Annotated in this window: 28 protein-coding genes and 1 pseudogene; 12 read left to right on the top strand and 17 right to left on the bottom strand. The window is 68.0% G+C overall.

Going from position 1 to position 26115, the window contains the following annotated elements; translation table 11 throughout:
* The first annotated feature begins 97 nt into the window (after window positions 1-97).
* Window positions 98-928, top strand: coding sequence for a pirin family protein (locus AC07NI_RS10915; RefSeq protein ID WP_494618831.1), 831 nt, complete (start codon window positions 98-100; stop codon window positions 926-928).
* 6 nt (window positions 929-934) lie between these two features.
* Here AC07NI_RS10915 and AC07NI_RS10910 read toward each other — a convergent pair whose 3' ends face one another.
* Window positions 935-1120: a coiled-coil domain-containing protein gene (locus AC07NI_RS10910; protein ID WP_494618830.1), complete on the bottom strand. Its 186-nt coding sequence runs from the start codon at window positions 1118-1120 to the stop codon at window positions 935-937.
* On the bottom strand, window positions 1117-1341 hold the full coding sequence (locus AC07NI_RS10905; RefSeq protein WP_494618829.1) for a hypothetical protein: 225 nt from the start codon (window positions 1339-1341) through the stop codon (window positions 1117-1119). The genes AC07NI_RS10910 and AC07NI_RS10905 overlap by 4 nt, the downstream gene beginning before the upstream one ends.
* 519 nt (window positions 1342-1860) lie before the next feature.
* On the opposite strand from AC07NI_RS10905, the gene AC07NI_RS10900 reads away from it, so the two are divergent.
* The 3 genes and pseudogenes from AC07NI_RS10900 to AC07NI_RS10890 all read left to right on the top strand — a co-directional run bounded on the left by AC07NI_RS10900 (window position 1861) and on the right by AC07NI_RS10890 (window position 3280).
* Window positions 1861-1986: a hypothetical protein gene (locus AC07NI_RS10900; protein ID WP_494618828.1), complete on the top strand. Its 126-nt coding sequence runs from the start codon at window positions 1861-1863 to the stop codon at window positions 1984-1986.
* Window positions 1987-2012: 26 nt separating this feature from the next.
* Window positions 2013-2900 (top strand): annotated as a pseudogene (locus tag AC07NI_RS10895) (beta-1,6-N-acetylglucosaminyltransferase); the annotation flags it as partial.
* Window positions 2901-2902: 2 nt separating this feature from the next.
* On the top strand, window positions 2903-3280 hold the full coding sequence (locus AC07NI_RS10890; protein WP_494618827.1) for a hypothetical protein: 378 nt from the start codon (window positions 2903-2905) through the stop codon (window positions 3278-3280).
* On the opposite strand, the gene AC07NI_RS10885 is transcribed toward AC07NI_RS10890, so the two are convergent.
* From AC07NI_RS10885 to lgt, 8 genes are all read right to left on the bottom strand, one after another.
* Window positions 3277-4029, bottom strand: a complete 753-nt coding sequence (locus AC07NI_RS10885; protein WP_494618826.1) for a tetratricopeptide repeat protein — start codon at window positions 4027-4029, stop codon at window positions 3277-3279. The genes AC07NI_RS10890 and AC07NI_RS10885 overlap by 4 nt on opposite strands.
* Before the next feature lie 49 nt (window positions 4030-4078).
* Window positions 4079-4696 (bottom strand): aminoacyl-tRNA hydrolase, encoded by a 618-nt coding sequence (gene pth, locus AC07NI_RS10880; RefSeq protein ID WP_494618825.1) that lies wholly within the window; start codon window positions 4694-4696, stop codon window positions 4079-4081.
* 90 nt (window positions 4697-4786) lie between these two features.
* The gene (locus AC07NI_RS10875; RefSeq protein WP_494618824.1) at window positions 4787-5386 is read right to left on the bottom strand and encodes a 50S ribosomal protein L25/general stress protein Ctc; all 600 of its coding nucleotides are present in this window, start codon (window positions 5384-5386) and stop codon (window positions 4787-4789) included.
* 155 nt (window positions 5387-5541) lie between these two features.
* On the bottom strand, window positions 5542-6600 hold the full coding sequence (locus AC07NI_RS10870; protein ID WP_494618823.1) for a hypothetical protein: 1059 nt from the start codon (window positions 6598-6600) through the stop codon (window positions 5542-5544).
* 295 nt (window positions 6601-6895) lie between these two features.
* On the bottom strand, window positions 6896-7834 hold the full coding sequence (locus AC07NI_RS10865) for a ribose-phosphate pyrophosphokinase (RefSeq protein WP_494618822.1): 939 nt from the start codon (window positions 7832-7834) through the stop codon (window positions 6896-6898).
* A 125-nt stretch (window positions 7835-7959) separates the two neighbouring features.
* Window positions 7960-8745: a peptidoglycan editing factor PgeF gene (gene pgeF, locus AC07NI_RS10860; RefSeq protein ID WP_494620502.1), complete on the bottom strand. Its 786-nt coding sequence runs from the start codon at window positions 8743-8745 to the stop codon at window positions 7960-7962.
* A gap of 2 nt (window positions 8746-8747) precedes the next feature.
* Complete coding sequence (locus AC07NI_RS10855) at window positions 8748-9845, bottom strand: class I SAM-dependent methyltransferase (RefSeq protein WP_494618821.1); 1098 nt, start codon at window positions 9843-9845, stop codon at window positions 8748-8750.
* Window positions 9832-10728 carry a prolipoprotein diacylglyceryl transferase gene (gene lgt / locus AC07NI_RS10850; RefSeq protein ID WP_494618820.1) on the bottom strand — a complete coding sequence of 299 codons (897 nt, stop codon included), beginning with the start codon at window positions 10726-10728 and terminating at the stop codon, window positions 9832-9834. The genes AC07NI_RS10855 and lgt overlap by 14 nt, the downstream gene beginning before the upstream one ends.
* A gap of 114 nt (window positions 10729-10842) precedes the next feature.
* Between lgt and AC07NI_RS10845 the strand changes: the two genes are divergently transcribed.
* The 4 genes from AC07NI_RS10845 to AC07NI_RS10830 all read left to right on the top strand — a co-directional run bounded on the left by AC07NI_RS10845 (window position 10843) and on the right by AC07NI_RS10830 (window position 13182).
* A complete protein-coding gene (locus tag AC07NI_RS10845; RefSeq protein WP_494618819.1) occupies window positions 10843-11100 on the top strand; it encodes an accessory factor UbiK family protein in 258 nt (85 codons plus the stop codon).
* A gap of 132 nt (window positions 11101-11232) precedes the next feature.
* On the top strand, window positions 11233-11739 hold the full coding sequence (locus tag AC07NI_RS10840; protein WP_125156682.1) for a type III secretion system chaperone family protein: 507 nt from the start codon (window positions 11233-11235) through the stop codon (window positions 11737-11739).
* A gap of 65 nt (window positions 11740-11804) precedes the next feature.
* Window positions 11805-12587 carry a pyrroline-5-carboxylate reductase gene (gene proC, locus AC07NI_RS10835; protein ID WP_494618818.1) on the top strand — a complete coding sequence of 261 codons (783 nt, stop codon included), beginning with the start codon at window positions 11805-11807 and terminating at the stop codon, window positions 12585-12587.
* A 40-nt stretch (window positions 12588-12627) separates the two neighbouring features.
* Window positions 12628-13182 (top strand): TetR family transcriptional regulator, encoded by a 555-nt coding sequence (locus AC07NI_RS10830; protein WP_494618817.1) that lies wholly within the window; start codon window positions 12628-12630, stop codon window positions 13180-13182.
* Here the strand turns inward: AC07NI_RS10830 and AC07NI_RS10825 are convergent.
* The 3 genes from AC07NI_RS10825 to AC07NI_RS10815 are packed head-to-tail and all read right to left on the bottom strand — an operon-like array spanning window position 13179 to window position 15744.
* On the bottom strand, window positions 13179-14519 hold the full coding sequence (locus tag AC07NI_RS10825) for an ATP-binding protein (RefSeq protein ID WP_494618816.1): 1341 nt from the start codon (window positions 14517-14519) through the stop codon (window positions 13179-13181). The genes AC07NI_RS10830 and AC07NI_RS10825 overlap by 4 nt on opposite strands.
* Window positions 14520-14526: 7 nt before the next feature.
* Window positions 14527-15228 carry a response regulator gene (locus AC07NI_RS10820; RefSeq protein ID WP_494618815.1) on the bottom strand — a complete coding sequence of 234 codons (702 nt, stop codon included), beginning with the start codon at window positions 15226-15228 and terminating at the stop codon, window positions 14527-14529.
* Window positions 15229-15240: 12 nt separating this feature from the next.
* Entirely contained in the window at window positions 15241-15744 is a 504-nt protein-coding gene (locus tag AC07NI_RS10815; RefSeq protein ID WP_494618814.1) for a MarR family winged helix-turn-helix transcriptional regulator, read from the bottom strand.
* Window positions 15745-15825: 81 nt separating this feature from the next.
* Between AC07NI_RS10815 and AC07NI_RS10810 the strand changes: the two genes are divergently transcribed.
* Window positions 15826-16716: a branched-chain amino acid aminotransferase gene (locus tag AC07NI_RS10810; RefSeq protein WP_494618813.1), complete on the top strand. Its 891-nt coding sequence runs from the start codon at window positions 15826-15828 to the stop codon at window positions 16714-16716.
* A gap of 64 nt (window positions 16717-16780) precedes the next feature.
* Here AC07NI_RS10810 and AC07NI_RS10805 read toward each other — a convergent pair whose 3' ends face one another.
* The 4 genes from AC07NI_RS10805 to ahpC all read right to left on the bottom strand — a co-directional run bounded on the left by AC07NI_RS10805 (window position 16781) and on the right by ahpC (window position 20319).
* Window positions 16781-17482, bottom strand: a complete 702-nt coding sequence (locus AC07NI_RS10805; RefSeq protein WP_494618812.1) for a class I SAM-dependent methyltransferase — start codon at window positions 17480-17482, stop codon at window positions 16781-16783.
* Window positions 17472-17924, bottom strand: coding sequence for an RrF2 family transcriptional regulator (locus tag AC07NI_RS10800; RefSeq protein WP_494618811.1), 453 nt, complete (start codon window positions 17922-17924; stop codon window positions 17472-17474). Before AC07NI_RS10800 ends, AC07NI_RS10805 begins: the two co-directional genes overlap by 11 nt.
* Window positions 17925-18032: 108 nt before the next feature.
* The gene (ahpF, locus tag AC07NI_RS10795; protein ID WP_494618810.1) at window positions 18033-19619 is read right to left on the bottom strand and encodes an alkyl hydroperoxide reductase subunit F; all 1587 of its coding nucleotides are present in this window, start codon (window positions 19617-19619) and stop codon (window positions 18033-18035) included.
* Between the two features lie 136 nt (window positions 19620-19755).
* Window positions 19756-20319 carry an alkyl hydroperoxide reductase subunit C gene (gene ahpC, locus AC07NI_RS10790; protein WP_494618809.1) on the bottom strand — a complete coding sequence of 188 codons (564 nt, stop codon included), beginning with the start codon at window positions 20317-20319 and terminating at the stop codon, window positions 19756-19758.
* 418 nt (window positions 20320-20737) lie between these two features.
* Here ahpC and AC07NI_RS10785 point away from each other — a divergent pair, with 418 nt between their 5' ends.
* From AC07NI_RS10785 to AC07NI_RS10775, 3 genes are all read left to right on the top strand, one after another.
* Complete coding sequence (locus AC07NI_RS10785; protein ID WP_494618808.1) at window positions 20738-21709, top strand: alpha/beta fold hydrolase; 972 nt, start codon at window positions 20738-20740, stop codon at window positions 21707-21709.
* 203 nt (window positions 21710-21912) lie between these two features.
* Entirely contained in the window at window positions 21913-22953 is a 1041-nt protein-coding gene (locus tag AC07NI_RS10780) for a LacI family DNA-binding transcriptional regulator (RefSeq protein WP_494618807.1), read from the top strand.
* A 172-nt stretch (window positions 22954-23125) separates the two neighbouring features.
* Window positions 23126-26029: a TonB-dependent receptor gene (locus tag AC07NI_RS10775; protein ID WP_494618806.1), complete on the top strand. Its 2904-nt coding sequence runs from the start codon at window positions 23126-23128 to the stop codon at window positions 26027-26029.
* Window positions 26030-26115: the final 86 nt, after the last annotated feature.

Raw genomic sequence — 26115 nt, 5'->3', positions numbered from 1 at the left:
GCGGGCGATTACCACGGATGGTCGCGAAAGGCGAACGACGGCGCCTCTTGAACAAACTGCAACCGCATCAGATATCAAAGGCGCAAAGGAGCACCCCATGAGCGTTCGTCCCGTCCTGAAGATCGTGAAAGGCATGCCCGCCTCGGATGGCGACGGCGTGCGGCTGACCCGGATGCTGGGCACGCCGGAAGCCCAGATGTTCGACCCGTTCCTGATGCTGGACTGTTTCGACAACGACCAGGCGTCGGACTACATGGGCGGCTTCCCCGACCACCCGCATCGCGGCTTCGAGACCGTGACCTACATGCTGGAAGGCCGGATGCGTCACAAGGACAACACCGGCCGCGAGGGGATCATCGGTCCCGGCGGCATCCAGTGGATGCGGGCCGGCAAGGGCATCGTCCATTCCGAGATGCCCGAGCAGGCGGAAGGGCGCATGCGCGGCTTCCAGCTGTGGGTGAACCTGCCGGCCAAGCTGAAGATGAGCGAGCCCGGCTATTCGGAGTTCGAGAGCGACGCGATCCCGGTCGAGGCCCGCGACGACGGCGTCACCGTGAAGGTGATCTCGGGCGTCACGGATGGCGGCACCGCCGGTCCGATCGGCGGCGGCGCGGTCGACGCCCTGTACTTCGACGTCGTCCTGCCGGCCGGGACAGTGTTCGAGGAGCCGGTCGGCGACGACCGCAACACCATGCTGGCCGTCTATGAGGGTCAGGTCCGCGTCGCCCATGACACGGTCGACGCGCTGTCGGGCGTGTTCCTGGGCCGTGGCGACACGGTGCGGGTCGAGGCCGTCACCGATGCCCGCGTGCTGCTGCTGGCCGGCCGTCCGATCGACGAGCCGGTGTTCTGGCACGGCCCGTTCGTCATGAACTCCCGCGAGGAGATCGTGCAGGCGTTCGAGGACTTCCAGCGCGGGCGGTTCTGACCCGCTCTACGACTGGCCGGCCGACAGCGGATCGGGTGAGCGGCCCAAATGGCGGCCGCTCAGGCGCTCCAGCTCCTGCTGCATGCGCACGACCTGGCCGCTGAGGCTGGTGACATCGCCCTGCAGCTGGGCGTTCCGGGTCTTGAGATAGGCGTTCTCGCGACGCATCGCCTGGGCGTCTTCGTCGGTCATGAGCGGACCTCCTGCTTGGCGGTCCGAGGCGTCATGCGGATGACCGCGCGCAGCAGGGCGGCGCGATCGGGCGTCAGCCCGGGCGCCAGCAATTCCCTTTCCGCGCCTTCCCGGATCTCGCCCTTGTGGCGATTGCCCAGGAAGAAGGCCTCGGCCTTCACCTCTCGTTGCGAAACCTGGCGCGCGCCGAAACCGGCCAGCAGGGCGCTCCACGGGCTCATCGAAGCGCCGTCGGGGCGAGAGTGTTCGAGGGGGCGGACATGACGTCCTTTCGGGCCGACGAGCCCCGCATGGCGCGGGGTAATCCGTGGCGCGGAGATGATAGCGCGATCCGAGGGGGATGGCTCCCCACGACGCAATCATTTCCCCGTCGCGCGGCCGCGCGTGCTAAGGTCTTCCCGAGGCGCGCAGTCACGCCATCTGGACCGGTCCCCCTGGCGGACGGTCCCAAGGCCCCGAAGCCGGGGCGCCCCAGACGTCATCAAAAATCACGGTCGACCGCGACGGGTCGGGCTTGGCCCGAACGCTGCGCCCCTGGTCGCCGTCCGCGTCTTCCCCCGAAAGGAACGCTCCTTGTCCAAAGGCAATCGTGAAGTCCGCAAACCCAAGACGGCCAAGCCCAAGGTGATCGCCGCCGCGCCGTCGGTGCTGTCGCAGACCCTGGCGCCGCGCAAGAAGTAGCGATCGGCCCCAAGCAGACCGAGCGCCGCGGATCGGCGCGCTCGACGAAAGGCCATGCCATGAAGACCTACCCCGGAACCCGCCCCTCGGGCCCCAAGGGCCTGTACGACTCCCGCTCGACGGGCAGCCAGCCCATCCGGCCCCGGCCGATCGACCCGGACGCCCTGCGAGGCACCAAGTCTTGAGCCAAGTCCCGCGCCACGCGCCGCCGACCATCGCCTACCTGATCCTGGTCCACCGCTATCCCGAACAGTTCAAGCGGCTGTTCAAGGCGATCCACGATCCGGCCAACCACTACCTCGTCCATGTCGACAAGAACGCCGGCCCGGAGCTGGAGAGCGACCTTCGCGGGTTCCTCGCCGCCTATCCCAACGCCGCCGTCCTGGAGAGCAAGCGCGCCCTGTGGGGCGGCTACAGCCTGGTCGACGCCGAGCTGCGCGGCATGGCCAAGCTGCTGGAGATGGACGCCCGCTGGGACTACTTCATCAATCTGAGCGGCCAGGACTTCCCCCTGGCGACGCAGGAGCAGATCCGGGGCTTCCTGGACGCCAACCGGGGCCGGGAGTTCATCCGCGTCCTCGACCAGGCCAGCATTCGCCCCGAGACCATGGGCCGGGTCCTGCAGCACGTGGTCGAGCAGGGCGGCCGCATCGTCGACAGCCTGGTCACCCGGCTCTTCCTGAAGGACGCCACGCCTTACATCGGCAATCAGTGGAAGATCGTCAGCCGCAAGTTCTGCGACTTCGTCTGTCACGACCCGTCGGTGGATCGCTACAAGGCCTTCTACCGCAACACCTTCATCGCCGATGAGGGCTTCTTCCAGACCGTGATGATGAACACCGCCGCCCATGGCGAGGTCGTCAACGACGACAAGCGGATGATCGACTGGGTGCCCGACGGCGACATCAAGCTGCGTCCCCGCACCTACACGGCGGCCGACGCGGACGCCCTGACCTCGAGCCCGGACCTCTTCGCGCGCAAGTTCGACGCCGAGGTCGACTCGGAGATCCTCGACATCCTGGAAGCCCACCTGCGGGCTCAGGAAGTCGCCAACGAGCGCTCGCCGGCGGTTGAGCTGGCGCCGGTGCTGGTGGCCTAGTGGTGACGAGCCGAACCCGTCTCGTGGCGCTGTGCGCGGCGGCGTATGTGGGCGCCATCGGCGTCTCGGTGGTGGGTCTCATGCGAGACCCGCCGCTGAAGTCCTACGTCATCACCCCGGGCGGCGACTGGGCGCGGTGCGTGGAGATCAGCGCCACCAGCGAGCGCTTGGCCCACCGGGAGGCGCTACGGCGTCCTGCGCCGGCGAGAGTGAAGGACGGCGACTGCCCTGTCCTGCCCACCCTCAAGGCGGTGGACTCGCTGCTGATGATCGAGCGCGGCTTCAACGCCGCGCTGATCGTCTCGGCGATCCTGGCGGCGCTGTGGGGTATCGGCGTGGCGCTCCGCGCCTGGCGTCGAGGCGACGACCCGTTCGACTAGCCGGCGATCGCCGCCGCCGCGAAGTCCCGCCAGCTCTTGGCCTCCTTGCGGAAGTGGGCGTGGGTCTTGGACAGGCGCTTGTCGATCTCGGCCAGCTGCACGCGGGCCTCGTCCTTGCGCTCCGTGCGGGCCAGGAAGACGGCGTAGCGGGCGATGCCCTCGAAGCCCGGATAGTTGTCGGCGGCCCAGCGCAGAGCGGTCTCGGCCTGCTCCTCGCGGCCCAGGGCGTGATAGACGCGGCCTAGCGCCAGCATGACGTGGGCCGTGCGGCCGCCGGTGGGCGACTCGGCCAGCTTCTCCAGCAGCGGCAGGGCGTCGTTGGGGCGCGAGAGCTCGATCAGGGCGTTGGCGCGGCCCAGCAGCAGCTGCGGGTCGTCGGCGTACATGCCCGTCAGGCTGTCGGCATAGAGCTTCTCGGCCTCGGCGTGCTTGCCCAGCTCCGAGGCGGCGACAGCCAGGCGGACGCGGTTGGCGACCGTGGCGGTGTCCTCGACGGCGCGGGCGGCCTCGCGGTACTCGCGCTGCGGGTCGATGGCCTTGCGCGCGGCCTGGCCCATCTTCTGGGCCGTGCGGCCGCCGAACCAGGGCGGGGCGATGATGGCGACGAAATAGACGATCCCGCCGATCGGCTGGAACGCCAGGATGATCCACAGCCAGTACATCTGCTGGCCGGTGCGGACCACATGGACGCACAGGACGATGGCGATCAGGAACGACAGGCCGATCAGCGGCAGCGGAAGCGAGAACATCGATAACCTCGGACTTGCTCCCGGTCTTTCTCGCGACTGCGAGCGGTCGTCAATCGTCCTTGGGCGGCTTCCTGGGATCGGCTTTGGGCGCCGGGGCCAGGCGCATGACCTCGGCCTGGTAGCGCTCGTCGTCGCCCACGGCGGCGAAGGGCAGGGCGTCGGCGATGGCGTCCAGCATCGGGTCCAGCCACTGGTGCTCGACCTTGTGGAAGTCGCCCAGCACGTAGTGCATGACCGCGTCCTTGTGGCCTGGATGGCCCACGCCGATGCGGCCGCGGCGGAAGGCGTCGCCGACCTGGCTGGTCACCGAGCGGATGCCGTTGTTGCCGGCCGCCCCGCCACCGGCCTTCATGCGGAAGCGGCCCGGGGCCATGTCGATCTCGTCGTGGAAGACGATGACGTCCGACGGGGCCAGCTTGAAGAACTTCATGGCCTCGCCCACCGCGCGGCCGCTCTCGTTGTAATAGGTCTTGGGCTTGAGCAGCAGCAGCTTGACGAGGCCGTCCGGGGTCGAGACCTGCCCCTCGCAGGCCAGGCCCTGGAAGCGCGCGCGCCACGGGGCCGTACCCCATTTCCGCGCCAGCGCATCGACGGCCATGAAGCCGACGTTGTGGCGGTTCTTCTCGTACTTGGACTCAGGATTGCCCAGGCCGGCGAGGATCAGCATCGCTTGGATCTCAAGAGGACAAAGAAAAACGGGCGGACCGTGAGGCCCGCCCGCTCTTTAGATCGGTTCGGTTCACCGACCGAGAGGCGATTAGCCTTCGGTGGTGGTGTCGCCGGCGCCCGACTGGGCGGCCGACGAGGCCTTCAGGGTCGCGATCACGAAGTCGCGGTCCGTGGCCGGCTTCACGCCTTCCGGCAGCTTCACTTCCGAGATGCGGATGGTGTCGCCGATGTCGTGCGTGGCCAGGTCGATGACCAGCTCTTCCGGGATCTGGTCGGCCGGGCAGGCCAGCTCGACGGTGTGACGGATGACTTCCAGCGAGCCGCCCTTCTTCAGGCCGACCGAGGTTTCGTGGTTCTTGAAGTGCACCGGCACTTCGATCTTGATCAGCTGGTGTTCGCTGACGCGGAACAGGTCGAAGTGGACCGGCTCGTCGGTGACGGGGTGGAACTGGATCGCCTTGGCGATGACCGATTGCTTTTCTTCACCGTGTTGCAGGGTCACCAGGTGGCCCAGCAGCTTGCCGGTGTACAGCGACTTGCGGAATTCGTTCATCTTCACGGCGATGTTCACCGGAGCCTTGCCGCCGCCGTACAGGGTGCCCGGGACCTTGCCTTCGCGGCGCACGGCGCGCGCGGCGCCAGTGCCGGCGCCTTCACGGACTTCAACGTTCAGAATGATCTCGGCCATTGTCGTATCTTTCTGAGAGCCGGATGCTCTCGATGTGACCTAGCGCCTATGGCTGTATTGCCACGCTCGCCAGCGTCGTTTTGGGGTCGCGCTACATACACAAAAGGGCCGGGCGACGCAACGCCCGGCCCTTTCGGCAGGAATGGGGTGGAAGATCAGCCCTTCTTGGCGGCCGGCTTCTTGGCCGGACCCTTCTTGGCCACGGTCTTCTTGACCGGCTCGACGTGGGCCGGCGGGGGCGGTTCGGGCGGCAGGGTCGCGCCCGAGGCCTTCACCACGCAGGCGCCGGTGTCGATCAGGATGTGCTGACCCAGGCAGAAGATGTCCTCGTAGTGCGGCTTGGACACGGCCAGGCACTGGTAGAGGTTCAGCTTGGCCATGTTCAGGCAGTTGGCCGTGGCCCAGTCGGCGCTCAGCGCGTCGATCGAGGCCAGGTTGCTGTCGCCGGCCGCGCCCAGGGCGGCCAGGGCCGCGACCGCCAGGCCGCGGATGACCACGGGCTGGTAGGGAGCCGGAGCGGTGCGCGGGGTCAGGCCCAGCGACTGACCGCCGGTCGAGGCCTGCTGCAGCACGGCCACGTCGGCGCTCTCGGCCAGGGCCGGGCTGGCCGACAGGCTTTTCGCGGACGCCAGGCGGCCGTCGCGATCGACGACCGAGCTCTTCGACCAGGTCGACTTCTGCACGTCGTAGGCGGCTTGCTTCACGGCCTTGCCGGCCATGTAGACCTTCAGGCCGTCGTTTCCGATCGTGTCGATGATCAGGCCCGCGGCGCTGTCGCTGCCCTTGAACACGGCGGCGTACGAGGGGTTGGAGAAGATGTTGGTGATCATCTCCTGGCGCTGGGCCGGGTTCTTGGCGACCTCGCGCACCGAGGCGACGAAGGTGGGGTCCTGCAGGGCCAGGACGGCGGCATAGGCCACCGCGCCGTTCATGAACGACTTGGTCTCGTAGGACGCGCCCAGCTTCAGCGACGCCTGGATCTGGTCGCCGTTCTGGAAGGTCGGCGAGACGGTGGCGGCGCGGGCCATGTAGCCGCGGAAGGCGCTGGCGCGCTCGACGATGCTGGCCGACAGGGTGATCGGCGGCGGCGGCGGCGGAGCCTGCACGACCGGCGGCGGCGGAGGAGGCGGCGGGGAGCTACAGGCCGCCATCAGGGCGGCCAGCGCCACGACGGTCGTCGTCAGGACGACGCGCGTACGCGATTGAAAACGCATGTCTAGAAGTTCCCCATCAAGTCTTTGGTGGCGCGCTTAGCAGGCCAGGTCGGCGACAATGTGACTGTCGCCCCGTTAACCAGACTTTTACAAGCGTGGCCGTGCGCGAGGCGAGTTTGCGCTCGCGAGCACCCCAATAACCCGATTTCCCCCATCTCCGTTTTCCCCGGCGAAAGCCGGGGCCCAGATGGAAGAGTGCTGGGGCGGGCTCTAGGGGCGCTGAGCCCCTCCAATCATCCCCAGCGCCATGAGATCTGGCTCCCGGCTTTCGCCGGGAAGATCGGGAGAGGGGCGTTTAGTCGAAGAGCTTCGAAACCGACTCTTCGTTGGCGATGCGGCGGATCGCCTCGCCGATCAGCGGGGCGCACGAGACGTAGCGGATCTTGGGGCAGGTCTTGGCCTGGTCCGAGGCCTCGATCGAGTCGGTGACCACCAGTTCGGTCAGGACCGAATTGGCGACGCGGTCCACCGCCGCGCCCGACAGGACGCCGTGGGTGATGTAGGCGCTGACCGACTTGGCGCCGTGGCTCATCAGGGCCTGGGCGGCGTTGCACAGCGTGCCGGCCGAGTCGGCGATGTCGTCGAACAGGATGCAGCGGCGATCCTTGACGTCGCCGATGATGTTCATGACTTCCGACTGGCCCGGGCCCGAGCGGCGCTTGTCGACGATGGCCAGATCGGCGTCTTCCAGGCGCTTGGCCAGGGCGCGGGCGCGCACCACGCCGCCGACGTCCGGCGACACGACCATCAGGTCGTCGCCCATCGGATAGTGCTTGCGGATGTCGTCGGCCATCAGGCGCGAGGGCAGCAGGTTGTCGGTCGGGATGTCGAAGAAGCCCTGGATCTGGCCGGCGTGCAGATCCATCGTCAGGACGCGGTCGGCGCCCGAGCGGGTGATCAGGTTGGCGACCAGCTTGGCCGAGATCGGCGTGCGGCCGCCGGTCTTACGGTCCTGGCGGGCATAGCCGAAATAGGGGAGCACGGCGGTGATCCGCTTGCCCGACGCGCGCTTCAGGGCGTCGATGCAGATCAGCAGCTCCATCAGGTTGTCGTTGGCCGGGTAGCTGGTCGACTGGATGACGAAGACGTCCTCGCCCCGCACGTTCTCGTCGATGGTGACGAACACCTCGAGATCGGCGAACCGGCGCACCTGGGCGCGGGTCAGCGGCATGTCGAGATATTCCGCGATCGCCTGGGACAGCGGGCGGTTGGAGTTGCCGGACAGCAGCTTCATGATGATCTCGGGTGTGGGGGTCGCCGTTGCCGGGCCTTCTAGCAGCGATCGCCTCAGGCACAAGTGTTAACGGCCAGACTTTTTCGCTTCCGTACGCGGAGGATCGCCGGCGTGTTCCGGAAGCCTCACGCCTCGAGACTGATCGCCGACAGCAGGCGGCCATAGTCGCCCTCGCCGTTCAGGAAGGCGCGGCGGTTGGAGAAGAACCATTCCTCCTCCGCCCGGGTGTCGCGGCCGACCCATTCGCGGCGCTCGACGCCGGCGGTCTCCAGGCGGTCCAGCACGAACGCCGGCAGGTCGAAGAAGCGCTTGTCGTCGCTGGCGCCCGGCTTGAAGAACCGGCCCGAGCCGGGGCAGTCGGCCTCGAACTTGTGCAGGAACTCCAGGCCCACCTCGTAGGACTTGGGGCCAATGCAGGGGCCGACGACGCCGGTGATGCGTTCGGGCCTGGCGCCCAGCTCGACCATGGTGTCGACGGCGGCCTGGACGACGCCATCCAGCGCGCCCCGCCAGCCAGCGTGGGCGGCGGCCACGATGCGGGCCTCGGGATCGACCAGCAGCACCGGCGCGCAGTCGGCCGCCAAAGCCCCGCAGATCACGCCCGGCGTCTTGGTCACCACCGCGTCGCCTTGCGGCCGCACGTCGCCCCACGAGCCGTCGGCCTTGATCGCGATGGTCGAGTGGATCTGGTAGCAGGTGTTGAGGTCTTCGGGATCGCCGCCGAACCAGCGCGCCGCGCGGGCCCGGTTCTCGACCACGTCGGCCGGATCGTCCTTGCTGCCGCGCCCGACGTTCAAGCTGTCGTAGATGCCGGTCGACGTCCCGCCCTTGCGGGTGAAGAAGGCGTGCTTGATCCCCGGCAGGCTGGAGAGCAGCGGCGACTGGATGGTCGGCAGGTCGGGCTTTTTCACGGTCATGTCGCGTCCTCGAAGAGGGGGGGCGAAAGGTCGGGCGCGGTCAGGCACGCGACCTTGAACAGAGCGCCCATCTGCGCCTTGCCGACGAGGCGATCAAGCTGTCTTGCGATCTGCTCGGCGCGATCGGGGCGGGCGGTCGCCAGCGCTTGGGCGCGGGCCTCGATGCCCAGGGCCAGCAGGAACTCGGCCTGGGTCAGGATCGGCCCGGCCTTGGCCCCGGTCTCCCGCGCGGCGGCGACCACCGAGGGGAAGTCGGCCCAGACGGTGAGGTCGGCCAGGCCCGCCGTGGTCAGCGGATCGACCTTCTGGTGGCCGCGTACGGCCTGCAGCGTGTCGCCGGCTTCCGGGACGTCACGGCCGTAGTCGATCAGCAGCGCCGCGCCGCCGTCAGTCAGCAGGCGGTGGGCGATGTCGGAAGCGAGCGCCGCCTGGGCCGGCGACGACTCCAGAACCGCGCCCAGCGGCAGGCTCTCCTCCCCCTCTGGGGGAGGGGGACCGGCGGAGCCGGTGGAGGGGCCCTTCGCCGACAACGCCCGCAACCCGAACGCCAGTTCCCCGTCCTCGCCGAGGCCGATAACCCGCTCGGCCCAACCGGTTTCGGTCCGCACGAACTGCCGCGCCGGCAGGCAGTCGAGCAGCTCATTGGCCACCAGGATCATCGGCGCGCCGGCCGGAACCTCGTCCAGCCGCCCGACCCAGCGAGGCGCATCGCCCAGCCGCTCGGCCTGCCGAGCCCGCAGCGGGGCCGACACCTCGACCAGCCACACCTGCGCGGCGGCCAGGAAGTCCGGATCCAGCTTCCCCGCCCGTAGCAGGTCGCTCATCAGCGTGCCGTCGCCCGGTCCCATCTCGACCAGGCGGAATGGCGAGGGCCGGCCCATTCGGGTCCAGGTCTCGACTGCCCACAGGCCGATCAGTTCGCCGAACATCTGGCTGACCAGCGGCGCGGTGATGAAGTCGCCGCCCGCGCCCAGATCAGGGCGCATGGCGTAGTAGCCGTCGCGCGGGTCGTGCAGGCAGCGGGTGAAGAACTCGGGGACGCCGATCGGCCCGTCCTGGGCGATCTGCGCCTTCAGGCGATCAAGCAGGCTCATGGACCTCGACGGGCTCGCGCAGCGCCTTCCACATCAGCCAGCCGCCGACCAGGATCATCGGCGTTGACAGCATCATCCCCATGGTCAGGCCGAACGGGAAGTCGGGCATGCCGATGTCGGGGTTGCGCACGTTCTCCAGCGACAGTCGGAACAGGCCGTAGGCGATCAGGAAGGTCGCCACGATCGCCCCGCGCCGCTGCAGCCACTTCAGGCGATAGACGGCGAAGGCCAGGATCAGGAACAGCAGCAGGCCTTCCAGGCCCGCTTCGTAGAGCTGGCTGGGGTGGCGCGGATAGGGACCGGCCGGGCAGATGTGCTGCGGATGGGCGGCCTTGATGGTCTCGTTGCAGAAGATGATGCCCAACGGCCCATCGGTCTGGCGACCCCAAAGCTCGGCGTTGATGAAGTTGGCGATGCGGCCGAAGAACAGGCCGATCGGGGCCACCGGCGCGATCAGGTCGCCCAGCTTCAGCACGTCGATCTTCTGCTGGCGGGCGAACAGGGCGATCGCCGCGCAGACGCCCAGGAAGCCGCCGTGGAAGGACATGCCGCCCTCCCAGATTTTGAAGACGTCCAGCGGGTGCGCGAACAGCCAGATCCGCTGCTCCTGGTTCATCAGCATATAGAAGAGGATGTAGCCCAGGCGTCCGCCCAGGATGATGCCCAGGGTGATCCAGAGGACGAGGTCGTCGATCTGCAGCGGCGTGGCGGTCGGCGTGCGGCCGCCCCACAGGCTGGGCGTGCGGGTCATGCGGATCGCGAAGCGCCAGCCCAGCAGGATGCCGGCGACATAGGCCAGGGCGTACCAGCGCAGGGCCAGCGGCCCCCATTGCAGGGCGAACGAGCCGATATGGACGACCGGATCGATGTTCGGGAAGATCACGCGCGGCTCCGTGCGGGACAGATGGTCGCACCACTATAGCCTTCGGGCTTCGCTTTCATCCCCCGTTTCCCATATAAGAGCGGTCGCCCACCTAACGGGCCCCTCGGAATTGCGATGCACAGCCAGAACCCCTTCCTCGACGAATTCGCCAAGCTGACCCAGGCGGCCATGGGCATCGCCCAGACGGCCGGCGAGGAAGCCAAGACCGCCATGCGGGCGCAGGCCGATCGTCTGGCGGCCGAGTTCGACCTGATCCGTCGCGACGATTTCGAGGCCCTGAAGGCCGAGGTCGCGGCGCTGCGTGAAGAGGTCGCCGAGCTGAAGGCGGCCAAGAAACCGCCGGCGAAAAAAACCGCGAGTTCAGGCGAATAGCCGAATCGGTGCTCGCTCCGGACGTGAAGCGAGTTGAGACGAACGCAACGAAGCAGATTAGTGTCCCTTGGCACGTGAGCGATTCATGGCGGGGGCTCCCCCCGCCGTCGCGGGCGGGGACGTAGGTTTTTCATGGACACCCAACCGGAAGACGACGACGTCCTGATGGCTCTCGATCCCCTCGAGGTGGTCGAGCATGTGCTGTCGGCCGAAAACCTCACCTTTGATCGCACCGAAGACGGTGACCTGGCGTTCGCGCTGAAGGGCGACTGGAAGGACTACGAGCTGTGGTTCGCCTGGCGGCCCGAGGCCGACTGCCTGCAGCTGTGCTTGTCGCTGGACCTGCGCGCGCCGAAGTCCAAGCGCGCCAACGCCTATGAACTCCTGGCCCTGATCAACCAGCGCGTCTGGCTGGGTCATTTCGAGGTCTGGACCGAGGACGGCGAAGTCGTGTTCCGTCACGCCCTGGCCCTGCCGGCCGGCGAGCGCCCGACCATGGCTCAGGCCGCCTCGATGATCGACGCGGCGGTGGAAGCCGCCGACCGCTTCTTCCCGGCCTTCGAATTCCTGCTCCAGGGCGCCAAGACCCCGGACGAAGCCATGGCCGCCTGCATGTTCGAGACGGTGGGCCAGGCCTAAGGCCCCTTGGCCGCGACCTCTGGGAAGCTTAAGGGCTCCGACGAGACATCGTCGGAGCCCTTTCCATGACCCCCATCCTTCTTCTCGGCGCTGGGCGCATGGGCGGGGCCCTGATCGAGGGCTGGCGCGACGCCGGCGCCTTCTCGACCGCCGACCTGATCATCCGTGATCCGAACGTCGACGCTGCTGCCTTCGAAGGCGCGGTGGTCAATCCCGTGCTGGAAGCGTTGGGCGCGGCCAGGACCGTGCTGCTGGCCGTGAAGCCGCAGATCTGGCGCGAGGCGGTCAAGGACGTGGTCCCGCATCTGGCGGCGGATGCGGTGATCGTGTCGATCGCGGCCGGGGTGCGCGCGGCGGATATCTCCGAGGCGTTTGGCGGCCGGCGGGTGGCGCGGGTGATGCCGACGACGGCCGTGGCGATCGGCCGGGGGACCGCTTCGATCTTCGCCGAAGACGCTGACGCCCGCGCCGCTGCCCATGCCTTGTTCGCGCCAGTCGCGACCGTGGTCGATCTGCCGAGCGAAGAGCTGATGCACGCGGCCACGGCCGTGTCGGGCTCGGCCCCGGCCTATCTCTACGCCTTCGTCGAAGCCCTCGAAGCCGCCGGCGCCGCTCAGGGCCTGAACGCCGCCGACAGCGCCAAGCTCGCCCGCGCCACGATCATCGGCGCCGCCGCGCTGATGGAGAAGGGCGGCGAAGAGCCGGCCGAGCTGCGCAAGCAGGTGACCTCGCCGGGCGGCACGACGGCCGCGGCGCTGAGCGTGCTGATGGGCGAGGGCGGGTTTGGTGAGCTGCTGCCCAAGGCGCTGGAGGCGGCGGTGGCCCGTTCGAAAGAACTGGGCGGCTGAGCGTCTTGCTCTCGTCGCTTTCCGCCGCCACATGACTCCCATGACCGCCCCCATCACTGCAAGCGACGACATCCTCGACCGCGCCGCCGCCGCCGCGCTTTCCCTGGCCGCCGACAAGCCCTGGCCGGCCATCGCCCTGCGCGACATCGCCGTGAAGGCCGAGGTGCCGTTCGCCGAGCTCTACGGCCTGGCCGACAGCAAGCATGCGGTGCTGGCCCACCTCTCGGCGCGCTTCGACCGCGCCGCGCTGGGCGTCGACTATGCCGAGACCGCCGACGTCCACGACCGCCTGTTCGACGCCGCCATGGCCCGCCTGGAAGCCATGGAGCCCCACCGCGCCGCCCTGATCGCCATCGCCAAGTCCGAGGGCGTCATCATCTCGGCGACCCGCTTCCCCCGCATCGCCCGCGCCGTCCTGGAAGCCGCCGGCATCGAAGCCACCGCCCCGCGCCTTGCCGCCATGACCGCCGTCTGGGCGCGCGTGGTCCAGGTCTGGCGCGACGACGAAGGCGCGCTGAACCGCACGATGGCGGAACTCGATAAGCGCCTGAAGCAGATGGCCGACCGGCTCGGGAAGATCGGGGCCGGCTTCTAACCCGGCAGCCGGATCGAGGCTCTCAAGCCCCCCATCATCGACCGCGACAGCACCAGGTCGCCCCCCAGTCCGCGCGCCATGTCCCGCGCGATGGCCAGGCCCAGGCCGACGCCCTTCTCGTTCTGGTTCCGGCTCTCGTCCAGCCGCGAGAACGGCTTGAAGGCCTCCTCGTAGCGATCCTCGGGGATGCCCGGGCCGTCGTCGTCGACCGCCACCTCGACGCCGCCCGTCAGCCGCGCCGTCGCCGTCACCTTCACCCGGTTCGCATGGGCCACGCCGTTGTCGATCAGGTTGGCCAGCGCCCGCCGGAAGGCCAGCGGCCGCAGCCGCGCTTCCAGGTCCCGCGTGATCTCGGTCTCGACCATCGCGCCGCCGCGCTCGGCGTCGGCGACCACGCCCTCGACCAGTTCGGAGAGATCGACGACCTGGGCGGTCTCCCCGCCTTCGCCACGGGCGAAGGCCAGGTACTCGTCGATCATGTGCTCCATCTCGGAGAGGTCGCCCTTCATGGCCTCCAGCTGTTCGCTGGGCTCGGACATGGCCATTTCCAGCTTCAGGCGGGTCAGCGGCGTGCGCAGGTCGTGGCTGACGCTGGCCAGCAGGGCCGTGCGCTGCTCGATGTGGCGGACGATGCGGGCCTTCATGGCCATGAAGGCCGTCGCCGCCTGGCGGACCTCGCGCGCGCCGTGCGGCTTGAAGTCGTGGTCCTCGCCCCGGCCGAAGGCGTCGGCGGCGTCGGCCAGGCGCTCGATGGCGCGGACCTGGTTGCGGATGAACAGAATGGCGATCCCGGTCAGCAGCATGGTCGCCACCACCATCCACAGGATGAAGATGTGGCCCTGGGTGGCGTAGGCCCGGTCGCGCAGGGCGTAGATCTGCAGGACCCCGCCCTTCACCTGCACGCGGATGTCGATATAGGCCGTGTAGCGGGTGGTATCGAACCAGAACCGGTTGTCGAGCCGGTCGTCCAGCGCCTTGTCCAGCGAGCGGTCCAGGGCCGCGAACAGCGAGGGCCGGTGGCCGGTCGGCAGCGTCTTGCCCTTCTGGAAGGCGATCGACAGCGACATCGAATCCTCGGCCCGCTTGGCCAGCTTGTCGATGGCGGCGGGGCTGGGATCGTCCTCGTAGGACTGCACGGCCCAGGCGATGTCGCCGGCCAGGCCCTCGGACAGCTTGCTGGTCACGCTCTGCCAGTGGGCGTCGAAGAAGGCCCAGGTCACGGCGATCTGCATCACCGCCACCGGCAGCACGATGATCAGCAGGCTGCGCCCGAACAGAGTGGTCGGCAGCCACCGCTTGATGAACAGCGGGATGTAGAGCTTGGTCCGGAGACGCATACGTCGATCAGTCCGGCGCCAGCCGGTAGCCGATGCCGCGCACGGTCTGCAGATAGCGCGGGTTCTTCGGGTCGGGCTCGATCTTGCGGCGCAGGCGGGTGACCTGGACGTCCACCGCCCGGCCGGTGGCGTCGGCGGTGTCGCGGGCCAGCTCCAGGCGGTCGACGGGCTCGTGGGCCGAACGGGCCAGGCGGCGCAGCAGGGTGACCTCGGCCTCGGTCAGGCGGATCACCTCGCCGTCGCAGGTCAGTTCGCCGCGATCGGACTCGAAGCTGCACCGGCCGAAGACCAGCGCCTTGGGACCCACCGGCCGGGCGGCCGAGCGGCGCAGGATGGCCTCGATGCGCAGCAAGAGTTCCTGCGGTTCGAACGGCTTGCCCAGATAGTCGTCGACGCCGCTGGACAGGCCCTCGATGCGGTCGGCGGTCTGGTCGCGGGCGGTCAGCATCAGGATCGGCGTGCGGCCGCTCTCGCCGCCCTTGGACCGCAGGCGCTTGGTGAAGGCCATGCCGTCCTCGCCCGGCATCATCACGTCCAGCACCATCAGGTCGAAGTCCAGCGCGCCGAACAGGCGGTCGGCCCCGGCCGCATCGGCGGCGGCGGTGACCCGGAAGCCGGCGCGGGTCAGGAATTCCTTGATCAGCTTGCGCAGGCGGTCGTCGTCGTCGACGACCAGGATATGACGTTCGCGGCGCTCTTCAGGAGTCATGGCGAAACTCTATCAGGTTTGGCGCCGCGCGGCGCCGACCCCTTGTCGAGGTCCCGCCAGCGCCGCCAGGATGCGCCGGGCGCCGGCCACGCCGTCCAGCCCGCCGGTGCGATAGGCCCGGGCCAGCAGCGCCCGCAGCCGCTCGGCCGTGCGCTGCTCGAAGGCAACGCCCTCGGAGGTCAGGGACGCCGGACGCCGGCGGCCATCGAGATCGCCCGAGCCGCGCTCGACCAGCCCGGCCTTCTGCAGGTCAGCCAGGGTGCGGCTGGCGGCCTGTTTGGAGAGGCTGGTCAGCTTCGACAGGTCCTGCACCCCGATGCCCGGCCGGCGGCGCAGCAGGAACGCCGCGCGCCAGTGCGAACGGCCCAGGCCCAGGGTCTCGGCCTCCAGCGCCGCGTCGACGGCGGCCCACAGCGAGGCCTCGGCCAGCAGGATCAGCTCCAGCCCGCCGTCCAGCTCCTCCTCGCGGAGGATCAGACGGGGATCGTCCGAACCGGGCTGCAGCGGGGCTATCATCGCATGGAGTCCATTTTATTTGACGCGTTGGCCCTCGGAGCGTCTAAGGGCCGGGTTCCCAAATAAGGAGGTCTTGGGCCGATGTCTCTGGTTCCCTTCGACGATCGTGACGGTTGGATCTGGCTGGACGGCCAGTTCGTTCCTTGGCGCGAAGCGAAGGTGCACGTACTGACCCACGGCCTGCATTACGCCTCGTCCGTCTTCGAGGGCGAGCGGATGTACGGCGGCGAGATTTTCAAGCTCACCGAGCACACCGAGCGCCTGTTCAAGTCGGCCGAGATCCTCGATTTCAAGATCCCCTACACGGTGGCTGAGATCGACGAGGCCTGCAAGGCGACCGCGGCCAAGAATGGCCTCAAGGATTGTTATGTCCGTCCGATCGCCTGGCGCGGCAGCGAAATGATCGGTGTTTCGGCGCAGCAGACCAAGATCCATGTCGCCATCGCCGTGTGGGACTGGCCGAGCTACTTCGACCCGGCCACCAAGGCCAAGGGCATCCGCCTGACCTGGGCCAAGTACCAGCGTCCGGACCCCAAGACCGCCCCGGTCGCGGCCAAGGCCGCCGGCCTGTACATGATCTGCACCATCTCCAAGCACGCCGCCGAGAAGGACGGCTATGCCGACGCGATGATGCTCGACTATCGCGGCTATGTGGCCGAAGCCACGGGCGCGAATGTGTTTTTCGTCAAGGACGGCGCGCTGCACACGCCCAAGCCCGACTGCTTCCTGGACGGGATCACCCGCCGCACGGTGATCGACATCGCGCGCGGCAAGGGCGTCGAGATCATCGAGCGCCACATCCAGAAGGAAGAGCTCTCGACCTTCACCGAGTGCTTCATCGTCGGCACCGCCGCCGAGGTGACCCCGGTCTCGGAGATCGGCGAGTTCAAGTTCACGCCCGGCAAGCTGTCGCTGGACCTGATGGACACCTACGCGGCGCTGGTTCGCAACGAGGAACTGACGCCGGCCTGAGCCCGCGTCCGTCGCTAGAAATGATGACGCCGCCCGGAGCGATCCGGGCGGCGTTTTTCTTGGGCTACGCGTACGCCACCCAGCCGCGCCAGGTGAAGGCGGCCCAGAACATCGCCACGTCGTGGAAGCCCGCCTCACGCAGGATGGCTTCATCTTCCTCGGGAGCGATCATGGCCGCCATGCTGGCCACGGCCGAGCGGGCGCCCAGGGCCTTGTCGGCCTCGACGCCCTGCGAGATGGCGAAGGCGGCGTAGCGGTCCAGCCAGAGGTCGCGCTCGCCCGCGCCTTGCGGGAAGCTGCCATGAGCGGCGACGAACGGCGCGCCGGGCTTCAGGCGCGCGCGGATGGCGGCGGCGGTGTCGACACGCTCGGCGTGTTGCAGGAAGTGCAGGGTCAGCAGGCACGTGGCCGCGTCGAAGCCGTCGACGGCGACGTCCTCGACATAGCCCTCGACCAGCTCCACCCGGTCCATCAGCGGGCCCAGGGTCCGTTCAGCCTGGCGCAGCATCTCGCCGGCCGGATCGACGCCGACGAAGGTCCAGCCCGGATGCGCCGTCGCCAGGGCCTTCAGCTCCAGTCCGCCGCCCGCGCCGACCACCAGCACCCGAGCGTTGTCCGGCGCGCGCTCGGCCAGCAGCAGGCCGCACATCTGGTGCATGGCCTCCAGCCCCGGCACGAAGCGGCGCGGGCCGTCGGCGTATTTGGCGACCGCCTCGGGGTCCGAGAAGGCGGCCAGGAACTGTTTTGAACCGTCTTCAGTGCGCATGGGGCGTCTCCTGGCCGCGCGCGACCATGCCAGCGTGGAAATCCTGTCTGAGCATGGCCAGCGTCACCGCGCCGAAGCCGGCCCGCAGCACGGCCTCGGCCTGGTCGAACACCGCGCCCAGGGCGTTGTTGACCGCCTGCTCGACCAGGCACTGAGGGGCCTCGGTGCGGTTGCCGATCGCCAGCAGCTCGGCCGAGCCCAGGGCCTCGTGCACCTGCAACATCGTGATTTCGCTCAGCGGCCGGGCGATGACCCAGCCGCCGCCGTGGCCCTTCTCGGACGCCACGAGTCCCGCGTCGCGCAGGCCGCCGAGGATGCGCCGGACCACCACCGGATTGGTGGTCATGGCCTTGGCCAGGTCCTCGGACGTGGAGGGGCGATCGTGCTCGGCCATGTGCAGCAACACGTGCAGTACGCCGGAAAGCTGGCTGTTCCTTCTCATGTAACTTTATATGTTGCGAGAATCGGCAGGCGTCAAGCGCACAACGAAAAGGCCGCCCGGGATCGCTCCCGGACGGCCTGATTTCGAACTCGCGAAGGGGAAGGGGCCTTAAGCCGCCTCCGCCTCCTCGTTCGCCGGGACCTGGCGGATCATGTAGTCGAAGGCCGAGAGCGAGGCCTTGGCGCCTTCGCCCATGGCGATGATGATCTGCTTGTAGGGCGTCACCGTCGCGTCGCCGGCGGCGAAGACGCCGGGCAGCGAGGTCTCGCCGCGATAGTCGACCTCGATCTCGCCGCGGTTGGTCAGGGCGACGCCGCTGTCCTTCAGCCACTCGGTGTTGGGCACCAGGCCGATCTGGACGAAGACGCCTTCCAGGTCCACGCGGTGGACGCTGTCGTGGTTGCGGTCCTTGTACGACAGGGCCGAGACCTTGCCGTTCTCGCCATGGATCTCGGTGGTCATGGCCGAGGTGACGATCTTGACGTTCGGCAGGCTGGCCAGCTTGCGTTGCAGGACGGCGTCGGCGCGCAGCTGGCTGTCGAACTCGATCAGCGTCACGTGGGCGACCAGGCCGGCCAGGTCGATGGCCGCCTCGACGCCGCTGTTGCCGCCGCCGATCACCGCCACGCGCTTGCCCTTGAACAGCGGGCCGTCGCAGTGCGGGCAGTAGGCCACGCCCTTGTTGCGGTACTCGGCTTCACCGGGGACGTTGACGTTCCGCCAGCGGGCGCCGGTCGACAGGATGACGGTGCGCGACTTCAGGCTGGCGCCGTTCTCCAGCTTGACCTCGATCAGGCCGCCCGGGGTCTTGGCCGGGACCAGACCGACGGCCTTCTGCAGGTTCATGATGTCGACGTCGTATTCCTTGACGTGCTGCTCCAGCGCCGAGGCCATCTTCGGGCCCTCGGTGTGGGGGACCGAGATGAAGTTCTCGATGGCCATGGTGTCCAGCACCTGGCCGCCGAAGCGCTCGGCCGCGACGCCAGTCCGGATACCCTTGCGGGCGGCGTAGACCGCCGCGGCCGCGCCGGCCGGGCCGCCGCCGATGACGAGGACTTCGAAGGCGTCCTTGGTCTTGATCTTCTCGGCCGCGCGGTCGCCGGCGCCGGTGTCCAGCTTGGCCAGGATCTGCTCGACGTCCATGCGGCCCTGGCCGAAGGCTTCGCCGTTCAGCAGGATGGTCGGCACGGCCATGACCTGGCGGGCTTCGACCTCTTCCTTGAAGAGGGCGCCGTCGATGGCGACGTGGCTGATGCGCGGGTTCAGGGCGCTCATGGTGTTCAGCGCCTGCACCACGTCGGGGCAGTTCTGGCAGGACTGCGAGAAGTAGGTCTCGAAGCGGTAGTCGCCGTCCAGCGCCTTGATCCGCTCGATGACCTCGGCGTCGATGCGCGGCGGGTGGCCGCCGACATGCAGCAGGGCCAGCACGAGCGAGGTGAATTCGTGGCCCAGGGGCAGGCCGGCGAAACGCACATCCGCATCGCCCGAGGCGCGCGTGATGGCGAAGGAGGGCTTGCGGGCGTTGTCGCCCGACAGGTTCAGGCTGACCTTGTCCGACGTCGACACGACGTCTTCCAGCAGGGCCTTCATCTCCTGCGCCCCGGCGCTCTCGTCGAGGGAGGCGACCAGTTCGATCGGCTGGCGCAGGTTCTGCAGATAGGTGGTCAACTGGGTCTTCAGACCGGCGTCCAGCATGAGGCGCGCTCCCAAAAAGCTAAGGGGGAGAGGAGGGGCGTCCACAGGCGTGGGCGCGGCGGATTTTTCGGAAAAGATAGAGAGGCGCGCCGCCCCGCTCGGGCTGGAGCAGGGCGGCGGCCAGGGTCGATAGACCTTAGATCTTGCCGACCAGGTCCAGCGACGGGGCGAGGGTCTTTTCACCCTCTTCCCACTTGGCCGGGCAGACTTCGCCCGGGTGGCTGGCCACGTACTGGGCGGCCTTGATCTTGCGCAGCAGCTCGATGGCGTTGCGGCCGATGCCTTCGGCGGTGACTTCCATGAACTGGATCACACCTTGCGGGTCGACCAGGAAGGTGCCGCGGTCGGCCAGGCCGACGCCCGGACGCATGATCTCGAAGTTGTTGGTCACGTCACCCGACGGGTCGCCGATCATCGTGTACTTGATCTTGCCGATCGCTGGCGAGCTGTCGTGCCAGGCCTTGTGCGAGAAGTGCGTGTCGGTCGACACCGAATAGATCTCGACGCCCAGACGGGTGAAGACGTCGTAGTTGTCGGCCAGGTCTTCCAGCTCCGTCGGGCAGACGAAGGTGAAGTCGGCGGGGTAGAAGAAGAAGACCGACCACTTGCCCTTCGTATCGGCTTCGCTGACCGTGACGAACTTGCCGTCCTTGTAGGCCTGGGCGGTGAAGGGTTTGATCTCGGTGTTGATCAGCGACATGAGGCGCTCCGGTTGGAAAGGATGCCCGCTCTTACCGGCCCGACTCGCGATCGATCAAATTGATAAAAACACTTCGCAGGATAGAGTGGATCTATCAATTTCGCATAGGCGAGATGGGTTTGTCCGCCGGTGTCATAGCTGGTTGGCCGGATGATGAATAATTGAAGATTGGGTATGCGTTCAGGGCGCGGCGCTGAGGGACGCGTGTCGCAAAAACTTGTGGAGCAAGGGTTTGCCGAGGATCGGGCGCGCGCTCACGAGGCCGAGGCGGCTTCCATGGCGTCGTCGCCGATCTATTGCGCGGAATGAAATAATCCCTTCCACATTGCGCCAATTCAAGAAATCCAGCGCAGCAATATCTTCCTCGTCATGAGGCGACGGCGAACACCGGGTCGGCCTCGCTCAGAGGAGATCCGCCATGAAAAGCCTGCTCGTTTCGGTCCTGCTGGCCACCGCCGCCCTGGCCCCGATGACACCCGCGATGGCCGCGCCCAAGGCCCCGGCCGCCGCCGTGAGCGTCGCCCCGCCGGTGGTCCACTACCGCACCGCCACCATCGACGGCGTGAAGATGTTCTATCGCGAGGCCGGCCCGGCCGACGCCCCGGTGGTCGTGCTGCTGCACGGCTTCCCGACCTCGTCGCACATGTTCCGCAACCTGATCCCGCTGCTGGCCGACAAGTACCATGTGATCGCCCCCGACTATCCGGGCTTTGGCCAGAGCGACGCGCCGGACCACACCAAGTTCGAATACAGCTTCGGCCACTTCGCCGACATGACCGACACCCTGCTGAGCCAGCTGGGGGCCAAGCGCTACGCCCTCTACGTGATGGACTACGGCGCCCCGGTCGGCTACCGCCTGGCCATCAAGCACCCCGAGCGGGTCAGCGGCCTGATCGTCCAGAACGGCAACGCCTACGAAGAAGGCCTCCGCGAGTTCTGGAACCCGATCAAGGCCTATTGGGCCGACGGTTCGGCCGCGCACCGCGAAGCGCTGGCCGGCGTCCTGACCCTGGATACGACGAAATTTCAGTATACGGACGGTATCAAGGATCTGAGCAGGATCAGCCCCGACAACTGGGTCCACGACCAGGCCCTGCTGGACCGCCCGGGCAACAAGGACATCCAGCTGGACCTGTTCTACGACTACCGCACCAACGTGCCGCTCTACCCGCAATTCCAGCAGTTCTTCCGCGACCGCAAGCCGCCGACCCTGGTTGTGTGGGGCAAGAACGACCAGATCTTCCCGGCCGAGGGCGCCGTTCCCTACAAGCGCGACCTGCCCGACGCCGAGGTGCACCTCCTCGACACCGGCCACTTCGCCTTGGAGGACAAGCTGGACGAGATCGCCCCGCTGATCCGCGACTTCCTGGACCGCAAGGTCGCCCGCTGATCGACCGGATGGAGGCGGGCTCGCTTAAGATCGCCTCCATCCGGATTGGCTTGGTGTCTTTTTGATATTTGGTCAGGCCAATTTAGTTGATCGGCTAGGCCATCTCGTGCGAACCATTGGATGCGAACCTTTGCCTTGGGTGCTCGTATCGCTTGTGCGATCGGGTCATCCCCGACATGTTCCGGCATCCAGTGGAGTGTGCATTGACCGGCAAGAGACCGACCATCGACGACGTCGCCCGCGTATCGGGCGTGGCGCGCGTGACGGTGTCTCGAGTGCTGAACGGCGGGCCCAATGTCCGCGACGAGGTCCGGGCCCGGGTCATGCAGGCCATCGAGCAGCTGGACTACAAGGTCAATCCGCAGGCCCGCAGCCTGGCGGGCGGCGCCAGCCGGCTACTGGCCTTCGTCTTCGCCTCGGACCTCGAGAACGATCCGAACTCCTATTACGAATCCGCCCTGGAGCTGGGGGCCCTGCGCGCCTGCCTGACCCTGGGCTACCAGGTGCTGGTCCAGAACGTCCCGCAGCAGACGCCGGACCGCGAGAAGCGGGTGCTGGACCTGATCACCAGCCAGCGCTGCGAGGGCCTGATCCTGTCGCCGCCCTATAGCGACGATGTCTCGCTGATCCAGGCGGCCCTGGCCCAGGGCTGCAAGGTGGTGACGGTGTCGCCGGGCGGGCCGGGGCGCGGCATCGCTGACGGCGTCGGCGTCGACGACGAGGCCGGCGGTTACGACATGGCGCGCGAGCTGCTGCGCCTGGGCCATCGCCGCTTCGGCTTCATCGCCGGACTGGAGGGCCACCTTTCGGCCGACCGCCGGATGAAGGGCTTCGAGCGCGCCCTGGCCGAGCAGGGCCTGGGCGACGACGCCTGGACCATGGTGCGCGGCGACTTCACCTTCCGCTCGGGCACGCACCTGGCGCCGGGCCTGCTGGACCATCCGCTGAAGCCCAGCGCCCTGGTCTGCGCCAATGACGACATGGCCGCCGGCGCGCTGTCGGCCGCCCATGCGCGCGGCCTCAGCATTCCGCGCGACCTCTCGATCACCGGCTTTGATGACGCCCCCGTCGCGGCCATCGTCTGGCCGCCCCTGACCACGGTGCACCAGCCGGTGAAGGTGCTGGGCCAGCGCGCCGTCGAGATGCTGGTGGCCCGGCTGAACGGGACCAACACCACGCCCGGACCGGTGTTCCAGCAGCTGGAGCACGCGGTCGTCTGTCGGCAGACCACCGCCGCGCACTAGCCGCCCGCCAAGGGCTCTCCCCAAAATCCAATTGTTTCGATCTTGACAACGTTGTCGGCTCCGAGGTTAGTGGAAGCGCTTCCATGGAAGCGCTTCCACGGCCAAGGTTGGCCTCACGACAAAAAGGTTTGGTCGCTCGCGCAGGAGCGGCTTCAGAGGGGAGAAGAGCTCAATGCGAAACCGCAACAGCGGCGCGCGTTCGTCCGTCCAGAAATTCTACGTCACCGCCTCCACGGCCGCGATCACGCTGGCCCTGGCCGGCTCGGCCTTTGCACAAACGGGGGCCCAGCAGGCCCCGGCCCCGCAGGCCGACGACACGGTCGACGCCATCGTGGTGACCGGCATCCGCGCCGGCATCCAGAACTCGATCAACATCAAGAAGAACGAGACCTCGATCGTCGAGGCCGTCTCGGCCGAAGACATCGGCAAGCTGCCGGACGTCTCGATCGCCGAATCGATCGCCCGCCTGCCGGGTCTGGCGGCCCAGCGCGTCAACGGCCGCGCCCAGGTCATCTCGATCCGTGGTCTCGCGCCCGACTTCACCACCACGCTGCTGAACGGCCGCCAGCAGGCCAGCTCGGGCGACAACCGCGCCGTCGAGTTCGACCAGTATCCGTCGGAGCTGCTGTCCAGCGTCGTCATCTACAAGACGCCGGACGCCCAGGTCTCGGGCATGGGCCTGTCGGGCACCGCCGACCTGCGCACCGTGCGTCCGCTGGAATACGGCAAGCGCGTCCTGGCCCTGAACCTTCGCGGCGAAAAGACCTCGGGCAAGAAGCTGAACGACGACTCCCGCAACACGGGCGGCCGCTTCAGCGCCAGCTACATCAACCAGTTCGCCGACGACACCATCGGCGTGGCCCTGGGCTACGCCCACCTGGATTCGCCCTCGCAGGTGAAGCACTACAAGGGTTACGGCTACGAGGCCTTCGATCCGCTGAAGACCACGACCAACGCCGCCATCCCGCTGACCGACGCCGCCCGCGCCATCCCGGACGCCTCGGACGGCGCCCTGATGCTGAACGGCCAGGAGGTCTTCGCCACCTCGCGCAACAACAAGCGCGACGCGGTCATCGGCATCTTCGAGTGGGAGCCCACCGACCGCTTCCACGCGACCGCCGACCTCTACTACTCGACCTTCAAGCAGCATGAAGTCACGCGCGGCGCGCAGTGGTTCTCCAACCCCGGCGCCGACGCCGGCGCGGAGTTCACCTCGGTGAAGACCGATGACCTGGAAGGCTCGAAGTTCGCCCGCAGCGGCGTGCTGAACAACGGCGTCTTCCAGCTGCGCAACGACTACAACACGCGCCAGGACCAGCTGTTCTCGGGCGGCCTGAACACCGAGTACAAGATCAACGACAAGACCCGCCTGGTCGCCGACCTGTCCTACTCGTCGAACAAGCGCAAAGAGCAGATCATGGAGACCTACGCGGGCTACGGCCTGGGCGTGGGCGGCGTCACCGGCGCCACGCCGACCGTGGGCCGGACGTTCGACAAGATCGGCTTCGTGGTCGCCGACGACGGCTTCTCGCAATATGACGAAGGCCTGAACTACGCCGACGCCAGCAAGGTCAGCCTGGGCGACCACGCCCCGTGGGGCGGCTGGGGCCACGACGGCGCGATCCGCTTCCCGCACGTCAAGGAAGACGTCACCGCGGTCGACGTCCACCTCGAGCACGAGATGGACGGCTTCATCACCCAGGTCAGCGCCGGCGTGAACTACACCAAGCGCAACAAGGGCAAGACCGTCTCGGACAACGACCTGTTCCTGAAGAACGGTCGCCAGCAGGTGCTGGTGGATGCGGCCGACCTGGTCAGCCCGACCCAGCTGGGCTTCGCGGGCTTGGGCGGCGTGCTCAGCGTCAACATCGGCGACGCCTGGCGCAAGTACTACAACTGGTCCCCGATCCTCGACGCCAACTACTACGACAAGAACTGGGACATCACCGAAGAGGTCACGACCTTCTTCGCCAAGGCCAACTTCCAGACGGGCGACCTGCGCGGCAACGTCGGCGTCCAGGTGGTCAAGCAGTCGCAGGAATCGAGCGGCGTCGTGATCAACGGCCTGGCCTCGGGCCAGCCGATCGTCCCGACCAAGATCAACGCCAAGGACGACTACACCGACGTCCTGCCCAGCCTGAACCTGATCTACGACCTGGGTAGCGGCCATCGCCTGCGCTTCGCCCTGTCGAAGACCATGGCCCGTCCGCGCATGGACGACATGCGCGCCAACGTCACGCCGGGCTTCGACCTGCTGGTCTGCTCCAAGCAGACCTGCGGCGCCGGCGCGACCGTGCACCCGTGGTCGGCCTCGGGCGGCAACCCGCACCTGCGTCCGTGGGAAGCCAAGGCCGCCGACCTGGCCTACGAATGGTACGTCAGCCCCGCGACCTACGTGTCGGTGGCCGGCTTCTACAAGAAGCTCGACACCTACATCTACTCGCAGACGGGCACGTTCGACTTCACCGGCATCCCGCTGCCGCCGGGCTCCAACATCACCGCCGGCACCACGATCGATCCGATCGGCCAGATGACCCTGCCGGCCAACGGCAAGGGCGGCGTGGTCAAGGGCCTGGAGTTCAGCGGCGCGGTCGACTTCGGCCAGTTCGCCGATCTGCTGAAGGGCTTCGGCGTCCAGGGCAGCCTGTCGCTGACCAAGTCGAACCTCAACACCACCAACAACCCGGACCCGAAGCAGGAGGTCCGCATCCCGGGTCTCTCGGGCACGGTCTACAACGTCACCGGCTACTACGAGCGCGGCGGCTTCCAGGCGCGGATCAGCCAGCGCTACCGCTCGTCCTTCAAGGGCGAAGTGGTGCAGCTGTACGCCACGCGGGGCTTCACCGAGATCCTGGCCGACAAGCAGGTCGACGCCCAGATCGGCTACACCTTCGAGGACGGCCCGCTGGCGAACCTCGGCGTCCTTCTGCAGGTCAACAACCTGACGGACTCGCCGTACCGCACGCGGATCGGCCTCGACCAGGGCGGGACCAAGACCGCCAACGGCGGCTCGCTGCCGGAGACCTACGAGAAGTACGGCCGACAGTTCCTGTTCGGCGTGAACTATCGGTTCTAAGCAGGAGGCTGAGCCGGCCGCGCTCCCCCGCAGGGCCGGCTCGCCAGGCAAGAACCAACGGAGGCGGGGCCGCGCAAGCGGCCCCG

The organism is Caulobacter sp. GW821-FHT10E02, from assembly GCF_059415225.1.
The sequence above is the reverse complement of the archived record's forward strand: the minus strand, read 5'-3'. Positions and strand labels throughout refer to the sequence as shown.